Raw genomic sequence first — 21862 nt, forward strand, 5'->3', positions numbered from 1 at the left:
CCCGCACCGTCCTCCCGATGAGCGCTCCACCTGCCGGCAACTGCAGGGTGGACCTGCGCAACGCCGGCAAAGTTGCAAGAAATGCGCGACGCAGAGCGCCCGCCAGCACAGACCATAGCCGCTGGCAGGGCCGCGATGCCAGAGCGGAAGGGTTTCAGTCGGCCAGCCGATAGACCTTGGCGAAGCGCTCTGCCTTCACCACGCCGTAGTCGCCGGGGGCGTATTGCATGACCCAGTCACCCGCGGCGCCGGTGAGGCGGTCGCCACCTGCCGAGCGCAGCAGGGTGAAGGGCTGGTCCATGCGCCGGGCCAGCACCACGCTGGGACGGTTGCGGTAGGCACCGGGGTGCCCGTGCGTGAGTGTCGCGTCGGCGGGCAGGTATTTCGGGTCGAAACGCACGCGGGAAACGACCCAACTCTCCCCGGTCGCGCTGCTGATGATCGCGTCACCGATAGCGTAGCGGTTGGGGCCCTCGAGGCTCATCAACTCGCCCGGCGCGACGGCGAATTCGACGGTGACGGTTTCATCCTTCACCACGCGTTGCGCGGCGGGATCGGTACGGAGGTCGAGTTGGGTGAGTTCGATCATGGCGGGACTGCAGACCTGCGGAAATGGTGGGGAACGACCGGTCGCAAGCCTACCTGCAAAAGAATCGTCCCGCGAGCGGCCAGCGGCTGGCGGTGCTCTACACTCACAGGCCATGAGCGTGCAGCCACTGCACACTCGATCGAACCCGGCCATACCCTGGCTGTCGCACCTACTGAGCCTGCACCTCCGCCCCCATCAGCCGTACAGGAATCTCCCATGCCGTTTGCCCGTCTCGCCCTGCCCTTGCTGTTGCTCACCAGCCTTGCCGTCCACGCCGATGACTCTGCCGACGAGGCGAAATTCCTCAAGGAATCGGCGGACTATTTCGATCAGGTGACCAAGGCCAACCTGCCGCGCCAGGTGGACAAGGTGACTACCCTCAACAGCGTGCAGCTCGACCCGGCGAAGAAGATGCTGTATTACCGCTACGCCATCTCCAACCTGCGCCTGGACGCCATGGACCTGGGCGCCCGCGCCAAGTTCGAGAACGGCCTGAAGAAGCAGCTCGAAGGCACTACCTGCGAACAGCCGGACCTGCTGCAGCGCTTCCGCGAACATCACCTGAGCGTCACCCACGAATACGCCGGCAGCGACGCCAAGCCGCTGGCCAGCATCACCATCGACCCGCAGACCCTGAGCTGCGCGAAGACCTGACGCTGCACCCAAGAGCCACCGATGAGCCGTGCCGACTACCACCAGCAACACGCCCAGCGCGCCGAGGCCGAAGCCCGGCGCCTGCTGGCAGAGCGCGACAACCTCGGCGCCCGCTGGCTGCCCTGGGTGGCCGGCGAGCTGTACCGCCTGAGCCCGGCGCCTTACGCCAACATGGTACGCCGCGAACTGGAACGCCTGACCGCCGGCTGAGCGACCGCCTGCCACGGGACTATGCTGAAGCTGTCAGCTCTCGGCCCGAGGGCGTCCCCTGGAGGACAGGCTCGTGAAAGGTCTCGACGCGAAGAAACAAGCGAAGAAGAAGCCGCTGAAAACCGCGCATGAAAAGCGCATGGCCAAGCGGCAGAAGAAAACCGGCAAGTCGCTGCTGGGTACTCCGCAACAACCGTCCTGAGGGTAATCCCCTCGTCTTGCGGATGGCCTCGGTGAGGGGCCGTCCGCTCACCTCGCCTGACCGTTGCTTTTCGTAGGAGCGAGGCTTGGCCAACCGTTGAAATCAGTCGGTCAGACCAGCCCGGCGCGCAGGTTCAGCAGCATGCGCTCGCCCTGGGCGAGGATCAGCCCGCCCGCGCGATAACCGGCAGCGCCAATGCACAGGAAGCGCTCCGCTTCGCCCGGTTCCACCTGCTCCACCGCGCGGCTTCCCGGATGCCAGATGACACTGCCGGCGCTGGTGTTCTTGTCGATGCGCAGGCGACGCTGCCAGCCGGCATCTTCCAGCACCAGGGAACCGGTGTTGTAGAGGACCTGCTTGACCGCGCCACGGGGTGCCCAGGTGTTGGGCAGGCCGCTGGCCTTGCCGTCCAGCTCCATGCCGTGGACCACCGAGCGACGCAGCGAACCCACGCGCCAGTAAGGCTGCAGGGCGAAGCTGAAGAGGCAGTCGCTGTCATCCTCGTGGTAGCTGGAAAGTTCGATGTCCAGGTCCTGGCCCAGGCGGGCTTCCAGGCGCACGTGCCAGTCCTCGATATCCAGCTGCCAGCTGACGACCGCCTTCTGGTCATCGGCCCAGGCATCGAGCATGCGCCACTCGCGCTGGCGCGCCCAGCCATGCTGGGGCCAGTCGGCCTCGGTGGGATGGCTGCCGAACCACGGCCAGCAGACCGGGATACCGCCACGGATCGGTGCCGTGCTCAGGCTCGGCCACTGGCTGGAGCACCACAGCAGCGGGCGTGCGCCGCGCGGTTGGAAGTGCAGCAGTTGCGCGCCCTGGCGGCTGAATACCGCCTGGCACTGCGGGTGATCGATGAGCAGCAGGTCGCGACGCTGGAAGCGCACCCAGTCGAAGGGCCGCTTGGCCCGCATGGAATGAAAAAAGCGCTGCAGCGGATGCTCGAGCATTGTCCGGATGTCCTGATCCAATCCCTGCCCGGACATTCCGGGGCGTGAAATTCTCTGTAGTTTCACTACATCTTACAGAAAAGGCCGCGATTCTAACCGCAAAGCCTAGTCACGCGCAGCGCTTGCGCCAATGAAAAACGGTTGCTCAGCCGCTCCGGGTCCGCCCGCTTCTGGCCCCTGTAGGAGCGAGCTTGCTCGCGAATTGCCTGGCGCCGGTGTTCCGGGCGGTTCGCGAGCAAGCTCGCTCCTACAAAAAGCGGTTGGCTCATGCACCCCATTCACCCTGAGAGCAGACAAAAAAGGCCCGTCACAAGGACGGGCCAGGTTCGCACCAGGGAGCAATCAGAAGCTGGACTGGATCTTCAGGCCGGCCACCACGGCGTTGTTGACCTCGTCCACACCGCCCGGATGGCGGATGTACTGCAGGTTCGGGCGCACGGTGAGCCAATTGGTCACATGCACGCCGTAGTACAGCTCGGCGTTGTACTCGGTGTCCTGGATGGGCTGGTACAGCGGGTTGTCGTAGTCGTCGATGCCGTTGACCTGGTTCACCAGGCGCTGGCGATCCTGCACGTCGTCGTTGACGTGGATGCGCGCCACGCCGAAGCCGATGTCGTCCTTGGGCCGCGCGTCGAACGGGCCTTTGTAGACGACACCGAGCTGCTGGTAGTTGTCGACGGTGTTGGTGGCCTTGTCGTGCACGGTGAAGTTGGCGAACAGGCTCAGGCCGCGGGAAGCGTCGCCGTTGTGCGCGGTGACCTGCTGCTGCGCCACCACCCACCAGCCGTGCTTGCCGCTGTGGGTCTTGGCCGGCTCGCCGGTGAGCGCCTGCGGGTTGCCGTTGACGTCGTCGTACACGTCGTCGGCTTCGGCGGTGCTGTAGTAGTAGCCCAGGCGGTACTCACCCGGCAGTTGCGCGGCGCCGACTTTCGGCATCCACACCAGCTCCACCGGCAGGATGGTGCCCTGGGTGCCGCTGCCGTTGAGCTTGAAGCCGTTGCCAGTTTCCAGGTTCGACGGGTTCTGGTTGTAGGCGCCGACCTGCGCGTACCACTCATCGTTGAAGTTCCACTTCACGCGGGCGGCCCACTGGCTGACCGGCCAGTTGTACCAGATGCCGCCCACCCAGTTGCCCACCTGCGAGCCGCAGAAGGCCAGGTTCTGGAAGTCGCAGGGGAAGCTGTTGAAGTCCTCGCCCTCGCCGAAGCGGCCGACCTTCACGTCCAGCGCGCCGTCGAAGTACTGCTGCTTGATCCACATCTGCGTCAGGCGCCAGGTCTGGCCCCGGCCCCAGACTTCCTGCACGGAGCTGAACTGCCCGGCGCGCGGGTCGCTGATGCGGTCGTTGGAGAGGTTGCGGCCGCTACGCTCGGTGACGGTCAGCTGGAACTCGGTGGCGTCCCAGCCGAGGATCTTCTGCAGGTCCAGATGGGTGCCGAGGGCGAACTGGTCGGAGTAGCGTGCGGTGGTGTGCTGGTCGTAGCCCCCGCCAAGGTTGCTGGCAACCTCGCCGACGTAGTCGAGCTTGAAGTCGTAGCCTTTCTCCAGCAGTTCGGTGCGCTTGCCGCCCCAGTCACCCAGGCCCCACTTGGACTCCGATGAGAAGGCGTCGGCGGCATGGGCGACGTTGCCCACACAGCCCAGTGCGAGCAGGCAGCCCAGGGTCCTTGCTGCCGGCAGGTTCTTGTTGTTCTTGTGCATCTCCAGCGTCCTCGTTGTCTTGGTTTGAAGCGTAGTTTCAGGCAGTAAATTTCAGGGCAGTGGTCGTATTAATCAGGAATGTTTCTGGCGTGCCAGCGGTGTGACCTTGTTGGCGCCGTCGCCGCGCGGCTCTGCGCGCAGGCGCTCGCCGCTCTGCGCGTCGAACAGCAGCGCACGGGAAGGATCGAAGCGCAGCTGCAGGGACGAGCCCGCTTGCGGCGACTGGTCCGGCGCGAGGCGGCAGCAGACCTTGGCACCGTTGAGCGTGACGAAGACCAGGGTGTCCGGCCCGGTGGGCTCGACCACTTCGACCTCGGCACGCAGGTCGCTCGGCCCGTTGGCGCCATCGGTGGCCAACTGCACCTGTTCCGGGCGCACGCCGAGGATCAGCTCGCGCCCCTCGGCCAGCCCGGCGTCCAGTTGCAGCGGCAGCTCGCAGCGGTCCTGGCCGCTGTCCAGCAGGCCGACCAGGCGGCCGCCCTGCTGCTGCACCTTGAGCGGAATGAAATTCATCGGCGGCGAGCCGATGAAGCTGGCGACGAACAGGTTCGCCGGATCGTTGTAGATCTGCTGCGGCGTGCCGAACTGCTGGACGATGCCGTCCTTCATCACCGCCACCTTGTCGCCCAGGGTCATGGCCTCGATCTGGTCGTGGGTCACGTAGACCGTGGTGGTCTTCAGGCGCTGGTGCATCAGCTTGATCTCGGTACGCATCTCCACGCGCAGCTTGGCGTCGAGGTTCGACAGCGGTTCGTCGAACAGATATATCTTCGGCCGCCGCGCCAGCGCCCGGCCCATGGCCACGCGCTGCTGCTGGCCGCCGGAGAGCTGCGAGGGCTTGCGTTCGAGCAGGTGTTCGATCTGCAGCAGCTTGGCCACGCGCGCTACTTCGGCGTCGATCTCGGCCCTGGGCAGCTTGCGGATCTTCAGGCCGAAGGCGATGTTCTCGCGCACGCTCATGGTCGGGTACAGCGCATAGGACTGGAACACCATGGCGATGTCGCGATCCTTCGGGCTCATCCCGCTGATGTCCTGGCCATCGACCAGGATGGCGCCGCCGGTGAGGTTTTCCAGGCCGGCGATGCAGTTCATCAGGGTGGATTTGCCGCAGCCGGAGGGGCCGACCAGGATCAGGAATTCGCCCGAGTCGATCGACAGGTTGATCGATTTCAGCGTGTCGGCCAGGCCGCTGCCGTAGGACTTGTGCAGGTTGCGCAGTTCGAGTGTGGACATCTTGGGCTTACCTCAACCTTTGACCGCGCCGGCAGTCAGCCCGCGCACGAAGTACTTGCCGGCCAGTACGTAGACCACCAGCGTGGGCAGCGCCGCGATCATCGCGGCGGCCATGTCGACGTTGTATTCCTTGACCCCGGTGCTGATGTTCACCAGGTTGTTCAGCGCCACGGTGATGGGCTGCGCGTCGCCGCTGGCGAACACCACGCCGAACAGGAAGTCGTTCCAGATCTGGGTGAACTGCCAGATCAGGCAGACCATCACGATGGGCGTGGACATGGGCATCAGAATGCGCAGGAAGATGGTGAAGAACCCCGCGCCGTCCAGGCGTGCGGCCTTCACCAGGGCATCGGGAATCGCCACGAAGTAATTGCGGAAGAACAGCGTGGTGAAGGCCAGCCCGTAGATGCAGTGGACCATCACCAGCCCGGTGGTGGTGTTGGCCAGGCCGAGCTTGCCGAGGGTGAAGGACATCGGCAGGAGGATCACCTGGAACGGCAGGAAGCAGCCGAACAGCAGCGCGCCGAAGAACAGCTGCGAGCCGCGGAAGCGCCACATCGACAGCACGTAGCCGTTCATGGCGCCGATGAAGGTGGAGATCAGCACGCCCGGCACGGTGATCTTCACCGAGTTCCAGAAGTAATCGCCCACCGCGCCCCAGGCTTTTACCCAACCGATTGCGGTGAATACGTCCGGCAGCGCCAGCAGGTTGCTGTTACGGATATCTTCAGGCGATTTGAAGCTGGTCAGCAGCATCACCAGCAGCGGGATCACGTACAGCGCCACAGCGCCCCAGAGGGTCGCATGCACCGCCAGGCGGCTCAGGCTGAACGACGGTTTCAGGGTCGAGTCATGCATGGCGCTTGCCCCGCAGTTCGGAATACAAGTACGGCACGACAATGGCCAGCACGGCGCCCAGCATCAGCATCGCGCTGGCCGCGCCCAGGCCCATCTGGCCGCGGGTGAAGGTGTGGGCATACATGAACATCGCCGGCAGGTCGGAGGAGTAGCCGGGGCCGCCGGCGGTCATCGCGGCGACCAGGTCGAAGCTCTTGATGGCGATGTGCGCGAGGATCATCAGCGCGCTGAAGAACACTGGCCGCAGGCTCGGCAGGACGATGCGCAGGTAGATGGTCGGAAGGCTCGCGCCGTCCACCTGGGCCGCGCGCACAATGGCCGGGTCGACCCCGCGCAGGCCGGCGAGGAACAGCGCCATGACGAAGCCCGAGGCCTGCCACACGGCGGCGATCACCAGGCAGTAGACGACCCGCTCCGGGTCCACCAGCCAGTCGAAGCGAAAGCCGGTCCAGCCCCAGTCGCGCAGCAGCTTGTCCAGGCCCAGGCCGGGGTTGAGCAGCCACTTCCAGGCGGTGCCGGTGACGATCATCGACAGCGCCATGGGGTACAGGTACACGGTGCGGATGAAGCCTTCGCGGCGGATACGCTGGTCCAGCAGCACGGCGAGGAAGACGCCAAGTACCAGGCAGATACCGATGAACAGGCCACCGAACAGCAGCAGGTTCTTGCTCGCCACCCACCAGCGGTCGTTGTCCCACAGGCGCAGGTACTGGCTCAGGCCCGCCCAGCTGTACGCCGGCATGAAGCGCGAATTGGTGAAGGACAGCAGCAGCGTCCAGCCGATGTAGCCGTACACGCAGACCAGCACCACGAGCATGCTCGGGGCCAGCACCAGCTTCGGCAGCCAGGCCTGCAGGCCGTCGAGCAGCGAAGCCCGAGGCGCGGCGGCGGGAGTGAAAGTCGGGGATCGGGTCGCCATCTGCTTTCTCGAGGATGAGTGAGCCCACCCAGGCTGCCGTGGCGGCCCGGAGTCGTTCTGGGGAATCAGAAAACCGGCTCCGTCACGGAGCCGGCGAGCGCGTTACTGCGCGGCAGCCTGGATGGCGGCACCCAGTTGTTGCGCGGCCTTCTGCGGATCGGCGGCGGGGTCGTTGAAGAAGTTGGTGACCACGTCGAAGATCGCGCCCTGCACGTAGCTGGAGGCGGCCATGCTGTGAGCCATGCTCGGCACCAGGTTGCCGTCGGCGGAGGCGGCCTTGAAGTCCTTCATGGACTGCTGGGCGCAGGCGTCGAAGGGCGTCATGTCGACGTCCAGGCGCACCGGGATCGAGCCCTTGTTCAGGCTGAAGTCCTTCTGGAACGCCGGGTCGAGCACCGCGCGGGCCAGGTCTTCCTGGGCCTTGCGGTTCTCGGCGTTGCTCAGCTTGAACATCACCAGGGAGTCGATGTTGTAGTCGAACGCCTTCTGCGTGCCGGGGAACGGCAGGCACTGGTAGTCCTTGCCCGCCACCTTGCCGGCGGCGGTGAACTCGCTCTTGGCCCAGTCGCCCATGATCTGCATGCCGGCCTTGCCGTTGATCACCATGCCGGTGGCGACGTTCCACTCGCGGCCGGCGGCGTCGGCATCGACGTAGCTGTGCAGCTTCTTCAGCGCGGCGAAGACGTCGGCCATCTGCGCGCCGGTCAGCGTCGCCTTGTCCTGCTCGACGAAGGCCTTGCGGTAACCTTCGGGGCCCATCTTGCTCAGGACCAGGTTCTCGAACAGCGTGCCGTCCTGCCAGGGCTGGCTACCATGGGCGAGCGGCGTGAAGCCGGCGGCCTTGAGCTTGTCAGCGGCGGCGAAGAGCTCGTCCAGGGTGGTCGGCGGCGTGGCGCCGGCCTTCTTGAAGACTTCCGGGTTGATGTACAGCCAGTTGACCCGGTGCACGTTGACCGGCACGGCCACGTAGTCGCCCTTGTACTTCATGATCTGCGCCACCTGCGGCGGCAGCAGCTGGTCCCACTTGCCTTCGGCAGCGACATCGTTGAGGTCGGCGAGCAGGCCGAGTTCGCCCCATTCCTGGATGTCCGGCCCCTTGATCTGCGCGGCAGCCGGCGGGTTGCCGGAGACGGCGCGGGTCTTCAGCACGGTCATGGCGGCTTCACCACCACCACCGGCGACGGCGAAGTCCTTCCAGGTGTGGCCCTTGGCCTCGACAAGCTTCTTCAGGGTTTCGGCGGCGCGCTTCTCGCCAGGGGAAGTCCACCAGTGCAGCACTTCGACTTCACCGGCGTGGGCCAGCATCGGGGAGAGACAGAAAGAGGAAAGACAGATGGCGGCCGACAGGCGACGGATCGCATTCATGGAGAGCACCTTGTTCTTGTTATTGGAGGCAAGTCTGCGCTTGCGATGGTCCGAGTCTATCCAAGGCATTCCGCTCTCCGGGTAACGAAGCGATCTTTGATTGTCACCGCTCGGTGACATTTGGGCTTGCTGTGAAGCGCTGTACTGGGTGAGCGTTTTCGAATGTGTCCTGGAGCACTGAATTCCGGCCCACTACCCTCTCCCCCGCCCTCTCCCTGAAGGGAGAGGGAGCTGTCCTCTGCCGTGCCAGGTATGCAGTTCGCCTGATGCCGTCGCAGCTTTCAACTATCAATGGGGAGCCGGCTGACGCCGAGGCCTCGCCTCGCTCCGAGCGGCCCCCTCTCCCTTCAGGGAGAGGGTTGGGGAGAGGGCAAAGCGTCCGCATCAAGCATCAGGCGTACCGTCTCCAGCACCGAATCCATCTTCAACAGCACATCATGATTCCAGAAGCGCAGCACTTTGAAACCCCTGGTTTTGAGCCACGCGTCGCGCTCCCGGTCCCGACCAGAGTCCAGATGCTGCCCACCATCCAGTTCGATGATCAGCATGCGCTCGTGACAAATGAAATCGATGATGTACGGGCCGATGACTTTCTGTCGGCGGAATTTGAGACCGAGGAAACGGTGGGCGCGCAAATGGTGCCAGAGGGCGAGTTCGGCTTCGGTCTGGTCATGGCGTAGCTGCTTGGAGAACTGGGTCAGTCGGGAGGTCATTCTTTGGCGTCCAGGGAGGGCGGTTCTCCGGAGCCTAGTGCCACCGCCCATCCCCCTCTCCCCAGCCCTCTCCCTGAAGGGAGAGAGAGCTTTCCGAGCTGCCTGTAGGTTCCTGCACTTACTCATATCGCGGTACCAGGCGAGCTCTGGTGTCGCCGCTCGCGCCGAACGGTCCCCTCTCCCTTCGGAGCGGGGCGCGTAGCCAGGGTTAGGGAGAGGGCAGCGATAACCAAGCGTTCCGAAACAACCGGCAGGAACGAATTCCCTACTCCACCTCCAACCGCGGCAACCTCAACGTCACCCGCAGTCCACCCTCACGGCGATTCTGCAAGGTCACTTCCCCGCCATGGGTATGCGCAATGTTGCGCGCGATGCCCAACCCGAGGCCGTAACCCTGCCCCCGTTCGGACAGTCGGAAGCGCGGCTCGAAGACCTTCTCCAGGCGCTGTTCCGGCACTCCAGGGCCCTGGTCGTCGACGTGCAGGACCACGGCATCGGCGTCGTCCTCGATGCTCAGTTGCGCGCGCTCGCCGTACTTCAACGCGTTGTCCAGCAGGTTGCCGATGCAGCGCTTGAGCGCCAGCGGCTTGCCGGGATAGGGCTCGCGCGCCGCGCCGATGACCTGGACCCGGCCATCGGCGAGGTAGGGGCCGGCGATGTACTGCAGCAGTTGGTTGAGGTCCACCGGCTCGATGTTCTCGTGGATGTCGGTGTCCTTCACGCATTGCAGCGCGCCCTTCACCAGCAGTTCCAGTTCGTCGAGGTCGTGGCTGAACTTGTCCCGCGCCTGCTCGTCGTCCAGCAATTCGGCACGCAGGCGCAGGCGGGTGATCGGTGTGCGCAGGTCGTGGGAGATACCGCTGAACAACTGGCCCCGCTCGTTGACGTAGCGGTCGATGCGCTCGCGCATGGTGTTGAAGGCCCGTGAGACTTCCACCAGTTCGCTCGCCCCGTTCTCCTCCAGCGGCTGGTCCTGGCCGCCCAGGGCAATGTCGCGGGCGGCGCGGGCGAGGCGCTTGAGCGGGCGGCTCTGCCAGTGCACCAGCAAGCCGGTGAACAGCAGCAACAGGAGGCTGGTGAAGGCGATGGAAATGATCTGCTGCGGCGGCAGGCCTTCGGGCTCCAGGGTGACGTAGGGCGCCGGCATCAGGCTGGCGATGTATAGCCATTCGCTCTCGCCGATGCGGATCTGCGTGACCAGCACCGGCGGGTTCACCGGTTCCAGGGTCAATGCGTAGTGCGCCCAGGAGCGCGGCAGCTCCTCCAGCTTCAGCTCGCCATTGAACAGCCGCAGATCGTCGGGGCTGACGAACTCCACCTGCAGCTCCACGTCCTTGCCCAGCTTCTGGTGCAGCACGTCCTGCACGATATCGATCACCGCCTGCTTGTTCGTCGTATCGGGCAGCGCGCGCAGGTTCAGCGGGCGTTCGTTGAGCGAGACGAAGAAGCGCGTGCCGCCCATGCTGCGCAACTGGTCCAGCACCAGCGGGCGATAACCAATGGGTAACGAGCGGAAGTAGCTGACGCTGGCGGCCATGGAATAGGCCAGGCTGCGCGAGCTGGTGAGCAGGCCGTCGCGCTGGCTGGAACGCAGGTGGGATATCCAGAACAGGCTCGACAACCCCTGTGCGAGCAGTACCGCCAGCAGGGTGAGCAACAGCATGCGGCCGAGCAGCGAGCGCGGTACCAGGGTCCAGCGACGGCGTTCACTCATGGCCGGCGAGGTGCGGGCGAACCTGGGCAGCCAGCAGGTAACCGCTGCCGCGCACGGTCTGGATCAGCCGCGCCGGTTTCTCGGTATCACGCAGACGCTGGCGCAGGCGCGACACGGCCATGTCGACGATGCGCTCCAGCGGCATCACCTCGCGGCCACGGGTGGCGCTGGCGATGGTGTCGCGATCGAGAATCTGCCGGGGATTATCGAGGAACAGCTTGAGCAGGGCGAAGTCGGCACCACTGAGGAAATGCTCCTCGCCGTCCTCGTGGAACAACCGGTGGCTGATGGTATCCAGCCGCCAATCGTCGAAAGCGATGACCTCGCCGCCGCGCACCTGGGTGAACTGCGCACGACGCAGCAGCGCCTTGATCCGCGCCAGCAACTCGCGGGGGCTGAAGGGTTTGCCGAGGTAATCGTCGGCACCCAGCTCCAGGCCCACCACGCGGTCGGCCTCGTCGGAACTGGCGGTGAGCATGATCACCGGCATGCAGGCGTGGCGCTGGTGCGAGCGAATCCAGCGGCACAGGCTGAAGCCGTCTTCATCGGGCAGCATCACGTCGAGGATCGCCAGGGCGGACTCCTCGTCGCACAGCGCGCGGCGGAAATCCTCACCGTTGGCGACGGCGCGCACCTGGAAACCGGCGCGGCTCAGGTAGGTGTCCAGCAGCTCGCGGATTTCCTGGTCGTCGTCCACCAGCAGGATGGATTTGGCAGGCTGGTTCACTTCGGGCGTCCTTTCTTGTTGTTTTCAACGGTGGCGCGGTGAATCAGCCTTCGTTGCGCAGTGCCTGTTCCAGGGCCACGCCGGCGCCGAACAGCCCCGGATGATCCGCGGTCATGACCCACACCGGCACCGGATCGAGATACGGCCCACTGGTCTTGCCGCGGGCGCGGAACGCCTCGGCGAAGCCGCTACGCTGGAAGCGTTCGAGGAAGCGCGGGACGATGCCGCCGGTGATGTACACGCCGCCCAGCGCGCCAACCGTCAGCACGGCGTTGCCGGCAACCCGCGCCAGCCAGACGAAGAAGTGCTCCAGCACCGCGTCGGCGTAGGCGTCGCCGGCCATGGCGCGCTCGCCGATCTCGGCGGCAGTGGCGCATTTGGGTTCCACGCCATCGAGCTGGCAGCTCATGCGATAGAGGTTTTCCAGGCCGCTGCCGGAGAGCACGCGCTCGGCCGAGACGTGGCCATATTTCTCGCGCAGCAGTTGCCAGAGGGCGAAGTCGCGCTCGGAGGTCACCGGCAGGTCGACGTGGCCGCCTTCGCAGGGCAGCACTTCCCAGCCACCGTTCGGCAGCGGCATCAGGCTGCCCACGCCCAGGCCGGTGCCGGGGCCGATGATCAGCCTGGCGCGGCCCTCCAGCGCCCTGCCGGGCCGTACCTGCACCAGGTGTTCTTCCGACAGCCGCGAGGCCGCCCAGGCCATGGTGCTGAAGTCGTTCACCAGCAGCAGGTGGCTCAGGCCCAATTCGGTGCGGAAGGCATCGCGCTGGATGACCCAGTGGTTGTTGGTGAACTTGAAGTCGCCGGCGCCAACCGGACCGGCACAGGCCAGGCAGACATTCTCGACGACGGAGAGCGGCTGGCCGACACGCTGCAGGTAATCGCGCACGGCGTCTTCCGGGCGCGGATAGTCCGCGCAGGCCAGGACTTCGATGGATTCGAGGACTTCACCGCGCCACAGGGCGAAGCGGGCATTGGTGCCACCGATGTCGCCGACCAGGGCGAAACCGTTCGAGGCGGAGTGAGCTTTGTTGGAGTTCATTGCGGGCTCGGGCCTGGAAGTTGGGTGAAAGGGTGCGGCGCGGAATCATGCCAGCATAGGTCAGCGCCGAAAACGCCCCGCGCGATGGACAGGCAGTCCCTTCGCGCGGGGCGCTGCGACAGTCAGCTCGGACCGTTCAGTTCAGCCGTGAAGCTGCAGGCGCCCTGCTCCGCCGGGCTGAAGGCATTACGCATGAAGGCGAACAGCTCGCGGCCCATGCCCAGGTTATCAATGGCCGGAGTCTCGACGAGCGGACGCGCCTCCCATTCCGCCGCATCCACCAGCACGCGCAGTTCGCCGGTGGTGCCGTCGACGCGTACCACATCGCCGTCGCGCAGCTTCGCCAGCGGGCCGCCATTGAGTGCTTCGGGGGATACATGGATGGCCGCCGGCACCTTGCCGGACGCGCCGGACATGCGCCCATCGGTGACCAGCGCGACCTTGAAGCCGCGGTCCTGCAGCACGCCGAGGAACGGTGTGAGCTTGTGCAGCTCTGGCATACCGTTGGCGCGCGGGCCCTGGAAACGCACCACGGCCACCAGGTCGCGCTCCAGCTCGCCGGCCTTGAAGGCGGCGGCCAGGCTCGACTGGTCATGGAAGATGCGCACCGGCGCCTCGACGATCTGGTGTTCCACCGCTACGGCAGAGACCTTCATCACGCCGCGGCCCAGGTTGCCCTCCATCAGGCGCAGGCCGCCTTCCGGGGAGAAGGGTTTGTCGATGGGGCGCAGGATGTTCTCGTCCAGGCTCGCCGCCGGGCCTTCGCGCCAGACCAGCTTGCCCTCGTCGAAGAAGGGCTCCTGGATATAACGACGCAGGCCCTTGCCGACCACGGTCTGCACGTCTTCGTGCAGCAGGCCGCCGTCGAGCAGCTGGCGGATCAGGAAGGACATGCCGCCCGCCGCCTGGAAGTGGTTGATGTCGGCCTGACCGTTGGGATAGATGCGCGCCAGGGTCGGCACGATCTCGGAGAGGTCGGCCATGTCCTGCCAGGTCAGCTGGATGCCGGCGGCCTGGGCGATGGCAAGCAGGTGCAGGGTGTGGTTGGTCGAGCCGCCGGTGGCCAGCAGCGCTACCACCGAGTTGACCATGGCCTTCTCGTCGACGATCTCCGCCATGGGCACGAACTGGCCGTTCTCCGGGGTCAGGCGCGCGGCCTGGCGAGCGGCTTCGCGGGTCAGCTCGTCGCGCAGCGGGGTATTCGGGTTGACGAAGGAAGCGCCCGGCAGGTGCAGGCCCATCACTTCCACCAGCAACTGGTTGGTGTTGGCGGTGCCATAGAAGGTGCAGGTGCCCGGCGCGTGGTAGGAGGCCATTTCCGAAGCCAGCAGCTCCTCGCGGGTGGCCTTGCCTTCGGCGAACAGCTGGCGCACCGCAGCCTTCTCCTTGTTGGAGATACCGGTAGGCATGGGGCCGGCGGGCACGAACACCACCGGCAGGTGGCCGAAGCGCAGCGAGCCGATCAGCAGGCCGGGAACGATCTTGTCGCACACGCCCAGGCACAGCGCGGCATCGAACATGTTGTGCGACAGCGCGATGGCGGTGCCCATGGCGATCACGTCGCGGCTGGCCAGGGACAGTTCCATGCCCGGTTCGCCCTGGGTGACGCCATCGCACATGGCCGGCACGCCGCCGGCGAACTGGCCGACCGAACCGATCTGCCGCAGGGCGTCCTTGATCAGCTCGGGGAAGCGCTCCAGCGGCTGGTGCGCGGAGAGCATGTCGTTGTAGGCGGAGACGATGGCGACGTTGGCCTGGTTCATCAGCCGCAGCGCCTGTTTGTCGGAATCACCACAGGCCGCAACGCCGTGGGCGAGGTTGCCGCAGGGCAGCGTGCCGCGGTGTGGGCCCTTGGTGGCAGCAGCCTTGACCAGGTCGAGGTAGCGCTGTCGCGTGGCCGCGCTGCGGGCCTGGATACGCTGGGTGACTTCAAGCACACGGGGGTGCATGGCAGCATTCTCCTACAGACTATCAGTTGTTGTTTTTACAACATAATTGTTTATTCCAAGGCGTTTACTTTTCAACGGCGTGGAAATTTAATGGTTTTTACCACAACAAAAGAAAAGAGACGACCTCAATGACTATACGCCTGGCAATCAACGGATTTGGCCGCATCGGTCGGAACGTACTCCGCGCGCTCTACTCGGGCGGCTATCGCCAGCACCTGCAAGTGGTGGCGATAAACGACCTCGGCGACGCCGCGATCAACGCCCATCTGCTGCAGTTCGACAGCGTGCATGGACGTTTTCCCGGCCAGGTCGAGCATGACGCCGAAAGTCTCAGGGTAGAGGGCGACGTGATTGCCGTCACGGCCATCCGCGATCCGGCGCAGCTGCCGTGGAAGGCGCTGGCGGTGGATATCGTGCTGGAATGCACCGGCCACTTCACCTCCCGCGACAAGGCTGCCGCGCACCTGCAGGCCGGCGCGCGCCAGGTGCTGATTTCGGCTCCGGGCCAGGGCGTCGACGCCACGGTGGTCTTCGGCGTCAACGAAGGCATCCTGCGCGCCGAACACCAGATAGTCTCCAACGCCTCCTGCACCACCAACTGCCTGGCGCCGGTGGCCCAGGTACTGCACCGCGAACTGGGCATCGAGCACGGGCTGATGACCACCATCCACGCCTATACCAACGACCAGAGCCTCTCCGACGTCTACCACAGCGACCCCTACCGGGCACGCTCGGCGACCCAATCGATGATCCCGACCAAAACCGGCGCCGCCGAAGCGGTGGGCCTGGTGCTGCCGGGGCTGGCCGGCAAGCTGACGGGGCTGGCGGTGCGGGTTCCAGTTATTAACGTCTCGCTGGTGGACCTCACGGTGCAGGTCGGCCGCGATACCAGCGCGCAGGAAATCAACGAGCTGATGGAGCGTGCCAGCGAGCTTTCGCCGATCCTCGGCTTCAACCACCTGCCGCTGGTCTCGGTGGATTTCAACCACGACCCTCGCTCGGCCATCTTCGATGCCAGCCATACACGGGTGAATGGGCGACTGGTGAAGGCGATGGCGTGGTATGACAACGAGTGGGGGTTTTCCAATCGGATGCTGGATACGGCGCGGGTGATGTATCTGGCGCGGGGGTGAGGCGAAGTTCGCGAGCAATCTCGCTCCTACAGGTTTGGAACGCATGCTCTTCGTAGGAGCGAGCTTGCTCGCGAACGGCGGACATGCCGAACTCTCGCTCAGCGATACAGCCGCTTCCCCTGCGCCTCCAGCACCAGCAGGCGCATGTCGGCCTCGGCCCGGATCGCCTCCTGGCCGAGATGATCGACGCGCTTCCACGCCTTGATTTCCTCGCGGCTGCGGCCACAGCCCAGGCAGATACCTTCTTCGAACTCGCAGACCTTGATGCACGGACTCTTCACGGACTTCCTCGTGGTTTCGGCTGGATGAATGTCAGTGGGTCTCTACTAATGGACACCCGTGCAGCGCCAAGGTCCAACTCGATTTCCCCATCGGCGCCATCGACCCTGGCAATCGAAGGGTGCGCGCCTTGCTAGAATCCGCCGTCCACGCTGCCCAACCTCGCCCATGCTCACCCTCAAGCTCACCCTCGTTCCGCTGTTCCTGTTGCTGATCTCGCTCTCCGGGCGCTGGTGGGGCCCGGCCGTGGCCGGCTGCCTGGCCGCCCTGCCCGCCATCGCCGGGCCAATCCTCTATCTGATCACCGTGGAACATGGCCGCGACTTCGGCGCTCACGCCGCGCTGCTCGCGCTGGCCGCGATCTTCGCCGCTGAGGCGTTCAACTTCGCCTATGCCTGGATCTGTCGGCGCCACGGATGGCCGCTGGCATTGACCGGCGCCATGCTCGCCTGGCTGGTGGCCGGCTGGGCACTGACCCAACTGCCCGCCTCGCCCGTCTGGGCGTTGCTCGCTGCGGCCGTGGGCGCGTTGACCAGTCAGCTGTTCATGCCCCGTGCCGAGCTGAGCGCCGCCATCGCTCCACTGGGCCGCTTCGAACTGGGCCTGCGCATGCTCGCCGGCGCGCTGCTGACGCTGGCCGTCACCGCCCTCGCCGGCTGGGCCGGCCCCAGCTGGAGTGGCTTGCTGGCGGTGTTTCCGCTGCTCTCCATCGTGCTTTGCGTATCGTCCCAGCGGCTGCACGGACCGGGTTTCGTCATCGCCCTGCTGCGCGGCATGGTCACGGGGCGGCCGGCTTTCGCGGCTTTCTGCCTGTGTCTGGCGCTGCGTTTGCCTGGCAATGACATCCTGCCCAGCTTTGCCGAAGCGGCACTGCTGGCCGTTCTGGTACAGGGCGCAACGCGCTGGCTGATCGGCGTGCGATCGCGATGGCTCGCCAAAGCCGCCTGACAAGGAAAAACGCCACGGCTGAACCAGCCGTGGCGTCTTCGTCTGCAGCAGCGGGTAACGCTTAGAGCAGCGTGAAGCTCTGCTCCTTCACGTTGTCCGAATCCAGGCCGACGTAGACCTTGAACTCGCCCGGCTCCGAGGCGTAGCGCAGCTGGCTGTCGTAGAAGCGCAGGTCCTCCTCGCGGATCGGGAACTGCACCACCTTCGACTCACCAGGCTGCAGCAGGATCTTCTCGAAGCCCTTGAGCTCCTTGACCGGACGGCTGATGGACGCGGCAACGTCGCGCAGGTAGAGCTGCACGGTGGTTTCGCCGGCGACCTTGCCGATGTTCTTCACGGTGACGCTGGCGGTCAGCTGGTCGCCCTTCTTCAGCTTGCTGCCCGACAGCTTCACGTCGGAGACGCTGAAGTCGGTGTAGCTCAGGCCATAGCCGAACGGGTACAGCGGGCCGTTCTCCGAGTCGAAGTAGCGCGAGGTGTACTTGTTCGGGTGCTCGTGGTCGAACGGGCGGCCGGTGTTCAGGTGGTTGTAGTAGATCGGCACCTGGCCCACGGAGCGCGGGAAGGTCATGGTCAGCTTGCCCGACGGGTTGTAGTCGCCGAACAGCACGTCGGCGATGGCGTTGCCACCTTCGGTGCCGCTGAACCAGGTTTCCAGCACAGCGTCGGCGTTGGCACTTTCCCAGCGCAGGTCCATCGGCCGGCCGTTCATCAGCACCAGCACCAGCGGCTTGCCGGTGGCCTTGAGGGCCTTGAGCAGCTCGATCTGGCTTTGCGCGATGTGCAGGTTGGTCTTGCTCGACGCCTCGTGGGCCATGCCCTGGGATTCGCCGACCACGGCCACCACCACGTCAGCCTGCTTGGCCTTCTCGACGGCTTCGTCGATCATGGCTTTCGGGCTGCGCGAGTCGACCTTCACGTCTTCGCTGTACTCGTTGAGGTATTTGACGATCTCCGGATCGTCGGTGACGTTGGCGCCCTTGGCGTAGAGCAGCGCGGCGTGGCCACGGGTGGCGGTGCCCATGCCTTCGAGCACGGTCACGGCCTGGAAGGCCTTGCCGGCGGCGGACCAGCTACCCATCACGTCGCGCTTGCTGTCAGCCAGCGGGCCGATCAGGGCAATCACGCCGTCACGCTTGAGCGGCAGCACGCCGCCTTCGTTCTTCAGCAGGACCATGCCCTTGCGCGCGATCTCGCGGGCGTCGGCGCGGTGCAGACGCTCTTCGGCGTCGGTATCCACCGGGTCCTTGCCCTGCAGGTAGCGGTACGGGTCCTGGAACAGGCCCATGTCCCACTTGGCGGCGAGCACGTCGCGGCAGGCACGGTCGATCTCGTCCTGGCTGATCAGCCCGGCCTTGAGCAGCTCGGGCATGTGCTTGCCGTAGAGGTCGTCGTTCATGTTCATTTCGACGCCGGCGTTGATCGCTGCCTGGGTGGCGTCGCGCTCAGTGGCGGCCACGCCGTGCTTGATCAGCTCCAGCACCGCACCGTGGTCGCTCAGGGTCAGGCCCTTGTAGCCCCACTGCTTGCGCAGCAGGTCCTGCAGCAGCCACTTGTTGGCGGTGGCGGGCACGCCGTTGATGCTGTTGAGCGAGACCATCACCGCACCAGCGCCGGCATCGATGGCCGCGCGGTACGGCGGCAGGTAGTCCTGGAACATGCGCTGCGGGCTCATGTCCACAGTGTTGTAGTCGCGGCCGCCTTCACCGGCGCCGTACAGGGCGAAGTGCTTGACCCCGGCCATGATGGTTTCCGGCTGGTTCAGGCCCTTGCCCTGGTAGCCCTTGACCACGGCGGCGGCAACCTTGCTGGTCAGCCAGGCGTCTTCGCCGAAGCCTTCGGAGACACGGCCCCAGCGCGGATCGCGGGCGATGTCGACGGTGGGCGAATAGGTCAGGTTGAGGCCGTCGGCGCTGGCCTCGATGGCCGCGACACGGGCACTGCGCTCGATGGATTCCATGTCCCAGCTCGCCGCCAGGCCCAGGCCGATGGGGAATACGGTGCGATGGCCGTGGACCACATCGTAGGCGAAGAACAGCGGAATCTTCAGCCGGCTCTTCATCGCCGCGTCCTGCAGGTCACGGATGCCCGGACGAACCACGGTATTGAACACCGCGCCAGTGGTGCCCTCGGCGATTTCCTTCAGCAGTACCGGCTTGGGATGGTCCGGCCCGACGCTGACCAGGCGCAGTTGGCCGATCTTCTCTTCCAGCGTCATGCGCTGCATCAGGCTGTCGATGAAGGCGTCCTTGGACTGGCCGGCCAACGGCACGGCGGGAGCTACGACAGCAGATTCGGCGGCGGATAGCGAAGCGCTGCTCAGGCCCAGCAGGAGGCCGAGCCAGCAGATACGGCTGATTGGAGTTCTTTTCATATGGGTACTCAGCAGCCTGCGCGATGCGCCGGGCCACTGTGGAATGTTGTTAGAGGGGCATCGAACAGGTGGGATTCCGGCGACTCCCCCGGGTGTAGTCGCCAGCGCCTTTCGAACGCGGCACATAAGGTCGTCGCGCCGAAGGCGGAAGTCAATCACCGAACGGCTGGAAAACGCCGGTGAATGGGTCTCAATGGTCGCGATTGAGCCGGTTGAATTCCATTTCCTCGCGCATGGCTTCACGCAGTGCGCGTTCCTCGTCCCACTCTTCTTCCGGCGCGGGGGCCGGCGGCCGGGGCGCCGGTTCGGGCTGCGCTGATGCATCGGTTTCGCTCGTGCCAGCATCCTCGGTGTCGGACGAGACTTCGGGCAAGCCATGGACGCCGCTGAAATCCGCATCCACACCGGTGTCTTCATCGTCGCTTGGCGGGCGGTCGATCAGGTCGTCGAAGTCGGTCTTCAGGCCCTGCTCCATCTCGTCCAGCTCGACGAGCAGGCTGCGGAAGCTGGTCTCTTCCTTCGGTTCTTCCGGCGGCGCGGGCTCCGGCTCTTCGCCGGCATCGCGCACGGCCTGGTCGGCCAGCGCCTGCAGGGACGGTGGAACGTAGTCCTCGTCGTACTCCTCGGGGCCGGGCAGGCTGGCAGTGGGCGCCATGTCCTCGAAGATCGGCTGCGGTTCGGGCTCCATCAGCTTCAGCGCGGCCAGCGGCGGCAACTCTTCCAGGCTCTTCAGGTTGAAATAGTCGAGGAAGGTCCGGGTGGTGGCGAGCATGGCCGGGCGGCCGGGAACTTCGCGGTAACCGACGATGCGGATCCACTCGCGCTCCATCAGCGTTTTGACGATCTGCGTGTTCACCGCGACGCCACGGATTTCCTCGATCTCGCCACGGGTGATGGGCTGGCGGTAGGCGATCAGCGCCAGGGTCTCCAGCAGCGCGCGGGAATAGCGCTGCGGGCGCTCCTCCCACAAACGGCCCACCCAGGAAGCGAACTTCTCGCGCACCTGCAGGCGGTAACCGGTGGCGACCTCCTTCAGCTCGAAGGCGCGCCCGGAGCAGGACAGGCTCAGTATCGCCAGCGCATCACGGAACTGCTGCGGCTCTGGGCGCTCGGCCTCCTCGAACAGCTCGCCGAGGCGCTCCAGCGACATGGGCTTGCCGGCAGCCAGGAGGATGCCTTCGAGCAGGGTCGCCAGTTCTTGCGGGTCGGAGAGATTCATCGGGAAGCTCGGGTCAGGGTAGATAGATTGGCCGTTCAGGCGGGAAAGCTACTCAAAGCGCGCCGTCAGGGCAACGCCAGTGGATCAGAGCGGCTCTTCTTCCGGCTCGCCATCCAGCGCCTGGTCGAGCGCTGCCTCGCCTTCCGGGCCGTCGAAATGGCCATCCTCGAAGGTCAGCTCGGCCAGCGGTTCTTCGCGCGGCTCGAAGACGTCTTCGTCGCCCTCTTCCAGCACTTCTTCCGGCGCTTCGCCGAAGCGTGCGGCGCCTTCCTGTACTTCGCTGCGGGCGCGGACGTGGATCGGCGCGAAGGCCTCGTTCTGCACCAGCTCCACCAGTTGCTCCTTCACCAACTCCAGCACCGCCATGAAGGTCACCACCACGCCCAGCTTGCCTTCCTCGACACGGAACAGCGTAATGAAGGGCACGAAACCCTCGCCCTTCAGGCGCTCGAGGATCTCGCTCATGCGCTCGCGGGTGGAAAGCATCTCGCGGGTGACCTGGTGGCTTTCGAACAGGTCGGCGCGGCGCAGCACCTCGGCCATGCACAGCATCAGCTCCTGCATGTCCACATCCGGCAGCAGCCGGCGCGCCCGCGCATCCGGCGCGGCGATGGTCGGCACCACGTAGTCACGGCCCAGGCGCGGCAGTTCGTCGAGGTCCTCGGCGGCCTTCTTGAAGCGCTCATACTCCTGCAGGCGGCGGATCAGTTCGGCGCGCGGGTCGTCCTCTTCTTCCTCGGCCTCGGCCGAGCGCGGCAGCAGCATGCGCGACTTGATCTCGGCGAGCATGGCGGCCATTACCAGGTACTCGGCGGCCAGTTCCAGGCGCACCGACTTCATCAGCTCGACGTAGCCCATGTACTGGCGGGTGATCTCCGCCACGGGGATGTCGAGGATGTTGATGTTCTGCTTGCGGATCAGATAGAGCAGCAGGTCGAGCGGGCCCTCGAAGGCTTCGAGGAAGACCTCCAGGGCGTCCGGCGGGATGTACAGGTCCTGCGGCATCTCCGTCAGGGCCTCGCCGTAGACGAGCGCCAGCTGCACTGGCACCTGGTATTCAGGGGCGGCGGCAGGGGTTTGCGGCTC

At 65.6% G+C, this 21862-nt stretch carries 21 protein-coding genes; 5 read left to right on the forward strand and 16 right to left on the reverse strand.

From position 1 onward, the window contains the following. Positions 1 to 154 precede the first annotated feature (154 nt). Complete coding sequence (locus tag G4G71_RS23710) at positions 155 to 589, reverse strand: PGDYG domain-containing protein (RefSeq protein WP_169940636.1); 435 nt, start codon at positions 587 to 589, stop codon at positions 155 to 157. Positions 590 to 805: 216 nt separating this feature from the next. Here G4G71_RS23710 and G4G71_RS23715 point away from each other — a divergent pair, with 216 nt between their 5' ends. From G4G71_RS23715 to G4G71_RS30070, 3 genes are all read left to right on the forward strand, one after another. Beyond that, positions 806 to 1243, forward strand: coding sequence for a hypothetical protein (locus G4G71_RS23715; RefSeq protein WP_037014703.1), 438 nt, complete (start codon positions 806 to 808; stop codon positions 1241 to 1243). 21 nt (positions 1244 to 1264) lie between these two features. Further along, positions 1265 to 1453 carry a hypothetical protein gene (locus G4G71_RS23720; RefSeq protein WP_024766409.1) on the forward strand — a complete coding sequence of 63 codons (189 nt, stop codon included), beginning with the start codon at positions 1265 to 1267 and terminating at the stop codon, positions 1451 to 1453. Between the two features lie 73 nt (positions 1454 to 1526). After that, positions 1527 to 1655, forward strand: a complete 129-nt coding sequence (locus tag G4G71_RS30070; protein WP_017516671.1) for a hypothetical protein — start codon at positions 1527 to 1529, stop codon at positions 1653 to 1655. A gap of 110 nt (positions 1656 to 1765) precedes the next feature. Here the strand turns inward: G4G71_RS30070 and G4G71_RS23725 are convergent, their stop codons facing one another. The 11 genes from G4G71_RS23725 to edd form a co-directional block, all read right to left on the reverse strand. Next, positions 1766 to 2602: a D-hexose-6-phosphate mutarotase gene (locus G4G71_RS23725; RefSeq protein WP_024766410.1), complete on the reverse strand. Its 837-nt coding sequence runs from the start codon at positions 2600 to 2602 to the stop codon at positions 1766 to 1768. A gap of 342 nt (positions 2603 to 2944) precedes the next feature. Then, positions 2945 to 4303, reverse strand: a complete 1359-nt coding sequence (locus tag G4G71_RS23730; protein WP_169940638.1) for a carbohydrate porin — start codon at positions 4301 to 4303, stop codon at positions 2945 to 2947. A gap of 72 nt (positions 4304 to 4375) precedes the next feature. Beyond that, the gene (locus G4G71_RS23735; RefSeq protein ID WP_169940640.1) at positions 4376 to 5536 is read right to left on the reverse strand and encodes an ABC transporter ATP-binding protein; all 1161 of its coding nucleotides are present in this window, start codon (positions 5534 to 5536) and stop codon (positions 4376 to 4378) included. 12 nt (positions 5537 to 5548) lie between these two features. Then, positions 5549 to 6394 (reverse strand): carbohydrate ABC transporter permease, encoded by an 846-nt coding sequence (locus G4G71_RS23740; protein WP_151186408.1) that lies wholly within the window; start codon positions 6392 to 6394, stop codon positions 5549 to 5551. Further along, positions 6387 to 7313 carry a carbohydrate ABC transporter permease gene (locus G4G71_RS23745; protein WP_169940642.1) on the reverse strand — a complete coding sequence of 309 codons (927 nt, stop codon included), beginning with the start codon at positions 7311 to 7313 and terminating at the stop codon, positions 6387 to 6389. The genes G4G71_RS23740 and G4G71_RS23745 overlap by 8 nt, the downstream gene beginning before the upstream one ends. A gap of 102 nt (positions 7314 to 7415) precedes the next feature. Then, positions 7416 to 8678, reverse strand: coding sequence for an ABC transporter substrate-binding protein (locus G4G71_RS23750; RefSeq protein ID WP_169940644.1), 1263 nt, complete (start codon positions 8676 to 8678; stop codon positions 7416 to 7418). A gap of 347 nt (positions 8679 to 9025) precedes the next feature. Beyond that, positions 9026 to 9391, reverse strand: coding sequence for an endonuclease domain-containing protein (locus G4G71_RS23755; RefSeq protein WP_169940646.1), 366 nt, complete (start codon positions 9389 to 9391; stop codon positions 9026 to 9028). 265 nt (positions 9392 to 9656) lie between these two features. Then, positions 9657 to 11105 carry an ATP-binding protein gene (locus G4G71_RS23760; RefSeq protein ID WP_169940648.1) on the reverse strand — a complete coding sequence of 483 codons (1449 nt, stop codon included), beginning with the start codon at positions 11103 to 11105 and terminating at the stop codon, positions 9657 to 9659. Then, positions 11098 to 11832 (reverse strand): response regulator, encoded by a 735-nt coding sequence (locus tag G4G71_RS23765; protein WP_054909369.1) that lies wholly within the window; start codon positions 11830 to 11832, stop codon positions 11098 to 11100. Before G4G71_RS23765 ends, G4G71_RS23760 begins: the two co-directional genes overlap by 8 nt. A 43-nt stretch (positions 11833 to 11875) precedes the next feature. After that, positions 11876 to 12874 (reverse strand): glucokinase, encoded by a 999-nt coding sequence (locus G4G71_RS23770; RefSeq protein ID WP_169940650.1) that lies wholly within the window; start codon positions 12872 to 12874, stop codon positions 11876 to 11878. Between the two features lie 122 nt (positions 12875 to 12996). Continuing rightward, on the reverse strand, positions 12997 to 14823 hold the full coding sequence (gene edd, locus G4G71_RS23775) for a phosphogluconate dehydratase (protein WP_169940652.1): 1827 nt from the start codon (positions 14821 to 14823) through the stop codon (positions 12997 to 12999). A gap of 128 nt (positions 14824 to 14951) precedes the next feature. Between edd and gap the strand changes: the two genes are divergently transcribed. Then, positions 14952 to 15956, forward strand: a complete 1005-nt coding sequence (gap, locus tag G4G71_RS23780) for a type I glyceraldehyde-3-phosphate dehydrogenase (RefSeq protein WP_169940654.1) — start codon at positions 14952 to 14954, stop codon at positions 15954 to 15956. A 98-nt stretch (positions 15957 to 16054) separates the two neighbouring features. Here gap and G4G71_RS23785 read toward each other — a convergent pair whose 3' ends face one another. Beyond that, the gene (locus G4G71_RS23785) at positions 16055 to 16237 is read right to left on the reverse strand and encodes a DUF1289 domain-containing protein (RefSeq protein ID WP_024766417.1); all 183 of its coding nucleotides are present in this window, start codon (positions 16235 to 16237) and stop codon (positions 16055 to 16057) included. 166 nt (positions 16238 to 16403) lie between these two features. Between G4G71_RS23785 and G4G71_RS23790 the strand changes: the two genes are divergently transcribed. Continuing rightward, positions 16404 to 17183 (forward strand): hypothetical protein, encoded by a 780-nt coding sequence (locus G4G71_RS23790; protein WP_169940656.1) that lies wholly within the window; start codon positions 16404 to 16406, stop codon positions 17181 to 17183. A gap of 61 nt (positions 17184 to 17244) precedes the next feature. On the opposite strand, the gene bglX is transcribed toward G4G71_RS23790, so the two are convergent. The 3 genes from bglX to G4G71_RS23805 form a co-directional block, all read right to left on the reverse strand. Continuing rightward, positions 17245 to 19542: a beta-glucosidase BglX gene (bglX, locus tag G4G71_RS23795; RefSeq protein ID WP_240964970.1), complete on the reverse strand. Its 2298-nt coding sequence runs from the start codon at positions 19540 to 19542 to the stop codon at positions 17245 to 17247. Positions 19543 to 19747: 205 nt separating this feature from the next. Then, complete coding sequence (scpB, locus tag G4G71_RS23800) at positions 19748 to 20776, reverse strand: SMC-Scp complex subunit ScpB (protein ID WP_169940660.1); 1029 nt, start codon at positions 20774 to 20776, stop codon at positions 19748 to 19750. A gap of 84 nt (positions 20777 to 20860) precedes the next feature. Next, positions 20861 to 21748: a segregation and condensation protein A gene (locus tag G4G71_RS23805; RefSeq protein ID WP_420826028.1), complete on the reverse strand. Its 888-nt coding sequence runs from the start codon at positions 21746 to 21748 to the stop codon at positions 20861 to 20863. Between the last annotated feature and the right edge of the window lie 114 nt (positions 21749 to 21862).

The organism is Pseudomonas multiresinivorans (assembly GCF_012971725.1).
In the GTDB taxonomy this organism is placed as follows: domain Bacteria; phylum Pseudomonadota; class Gammaproteobacteria; order Pseudomonadales; family Pseudomonadaceae; genus Pseudomonas; species Pseudomonas multiresinivorans.

What these genes read in the sequence shown, in the direction of transcription:
- G4G71_RS23725 (WP_024766410.1), bottom strand. Translation starts at nt 2,602, where the DNA reads ATGCTCGAGCATCCGCTGCAGCGCTTTTTTCATTCCATGCGGGCCAAG.
- G4G71_RS23760 (WP_169940648.1), bottom strand. Translation starts at nt 11,105, where the DNA reads ATGAGTGAACGCCGTCGCTGGACCCTGGTACCGCGCTCGCTGCTCGGC.
- G4G71_RS23790 (WP_169940656.1), top strand. Translation starts at nt 16,404, where the DNA reads ATGCTCACCCTCAAGCTCACCCTCGTTCCGCTGTTCCTGTTGCTGATC.
- G4G71_RS23735 (WP_169940640.1), bottom strand. Translation starts at nt 5,536, where the DNA reads ATGTCCACACTCGAACTGCGCAACCTGCACAAGTCCTACGGCAGCGGC.
- scpB (WP_169940660.1), bottom strand. Translation starts at nt 20,776, where the DNA reads ATGAATCTCTCCGACCCGCAAGAACTGGCGACCCTGCTCGAAGGCATC.
- G4G71_RS23770 (WP_169940650.1), bottom strand. Translation starts at nt 12,874, where the DNA reads ATGAACTCCAACAAAGCTCACTCCGCCTCGAACGGTTTCGCCCTGGTC.
- G4G71_RS23750 (WP_169940644.1), bottom strand. Translation starts at nt 8,678, where the DNA reads ATGAATGCGATCCGTCGCCTGTCGGCCGCCATCTGTCTTTCCTCTTTC.
- G4G71_RS23715 (WP_037014703.1), top strand. Translation starts at nt 806, where the DNA reads ATGCCGTTTGCCCGTCTCGCCCTGCCCTTGCTGTTGCTCACCAGCCTT.
- G4G71_RS23755 (WP_169940646.1), bottom strand. Translation starts at nt 9,391, where the DNA reads ATGACCTCCCGACTGACCCAGTTCTCCAAGCAGCTACGCCATGACCAG.
- G4G71_RS23740 (WP_151186408.1), bottom strand. Translation starts at nt 6,394, where the DNA reads ATGCATGACTCGACCCTGAAACCGTCGTTCAGCCTGAGCCGCCTGGCG.
- gap (WP_169940654.1), top strand. Translation starts at nt 14,952, where the DNA reads ATGACTATACGCCTGGCAATCAACGGATTTGGCCGCATCGGTCGGAAC.
- G4G71_RS23710 (WP_169940636.1), bottom strand. Translation starts at nt 589, where the DNA reads ATGATCGAACTCACCCAACTCGACCTCCGTACCGATCCCGCCGCGCAA.
- G4G71_RS23745 (WP_169940642.1), bottom strand. Translation starts at nt 7,313, where the DNA reads ATGGCGACCCGATCCCCGACTTTCACTCCCGCCGCCGCGCCTCGGGCT.
- G4G71_RS23720 (WP_024766409.1), top strand. Translation starts at nt 1,265, where the DNA reads ATGAGCCGTGCCGACTACCACCAGCAACACGCCCAGCGCGCCGAGGCC.
- edd (WP_169940652.1), bottom strand. Translation starts at nt 14,823, where the DNA reads ATGCACCCCCGTGTGCTTGAAGTCACCCAGCGTATCCAGGCCCGCAGC.
- G4G71_RS23730 (WP_169940638.1), bottom strand. Translation starts at nt 4,303, where the DNA reads ATGCACAAGAACAACAAGAACCTGCCGGCAGCAAGGACCCTGGGCTGC.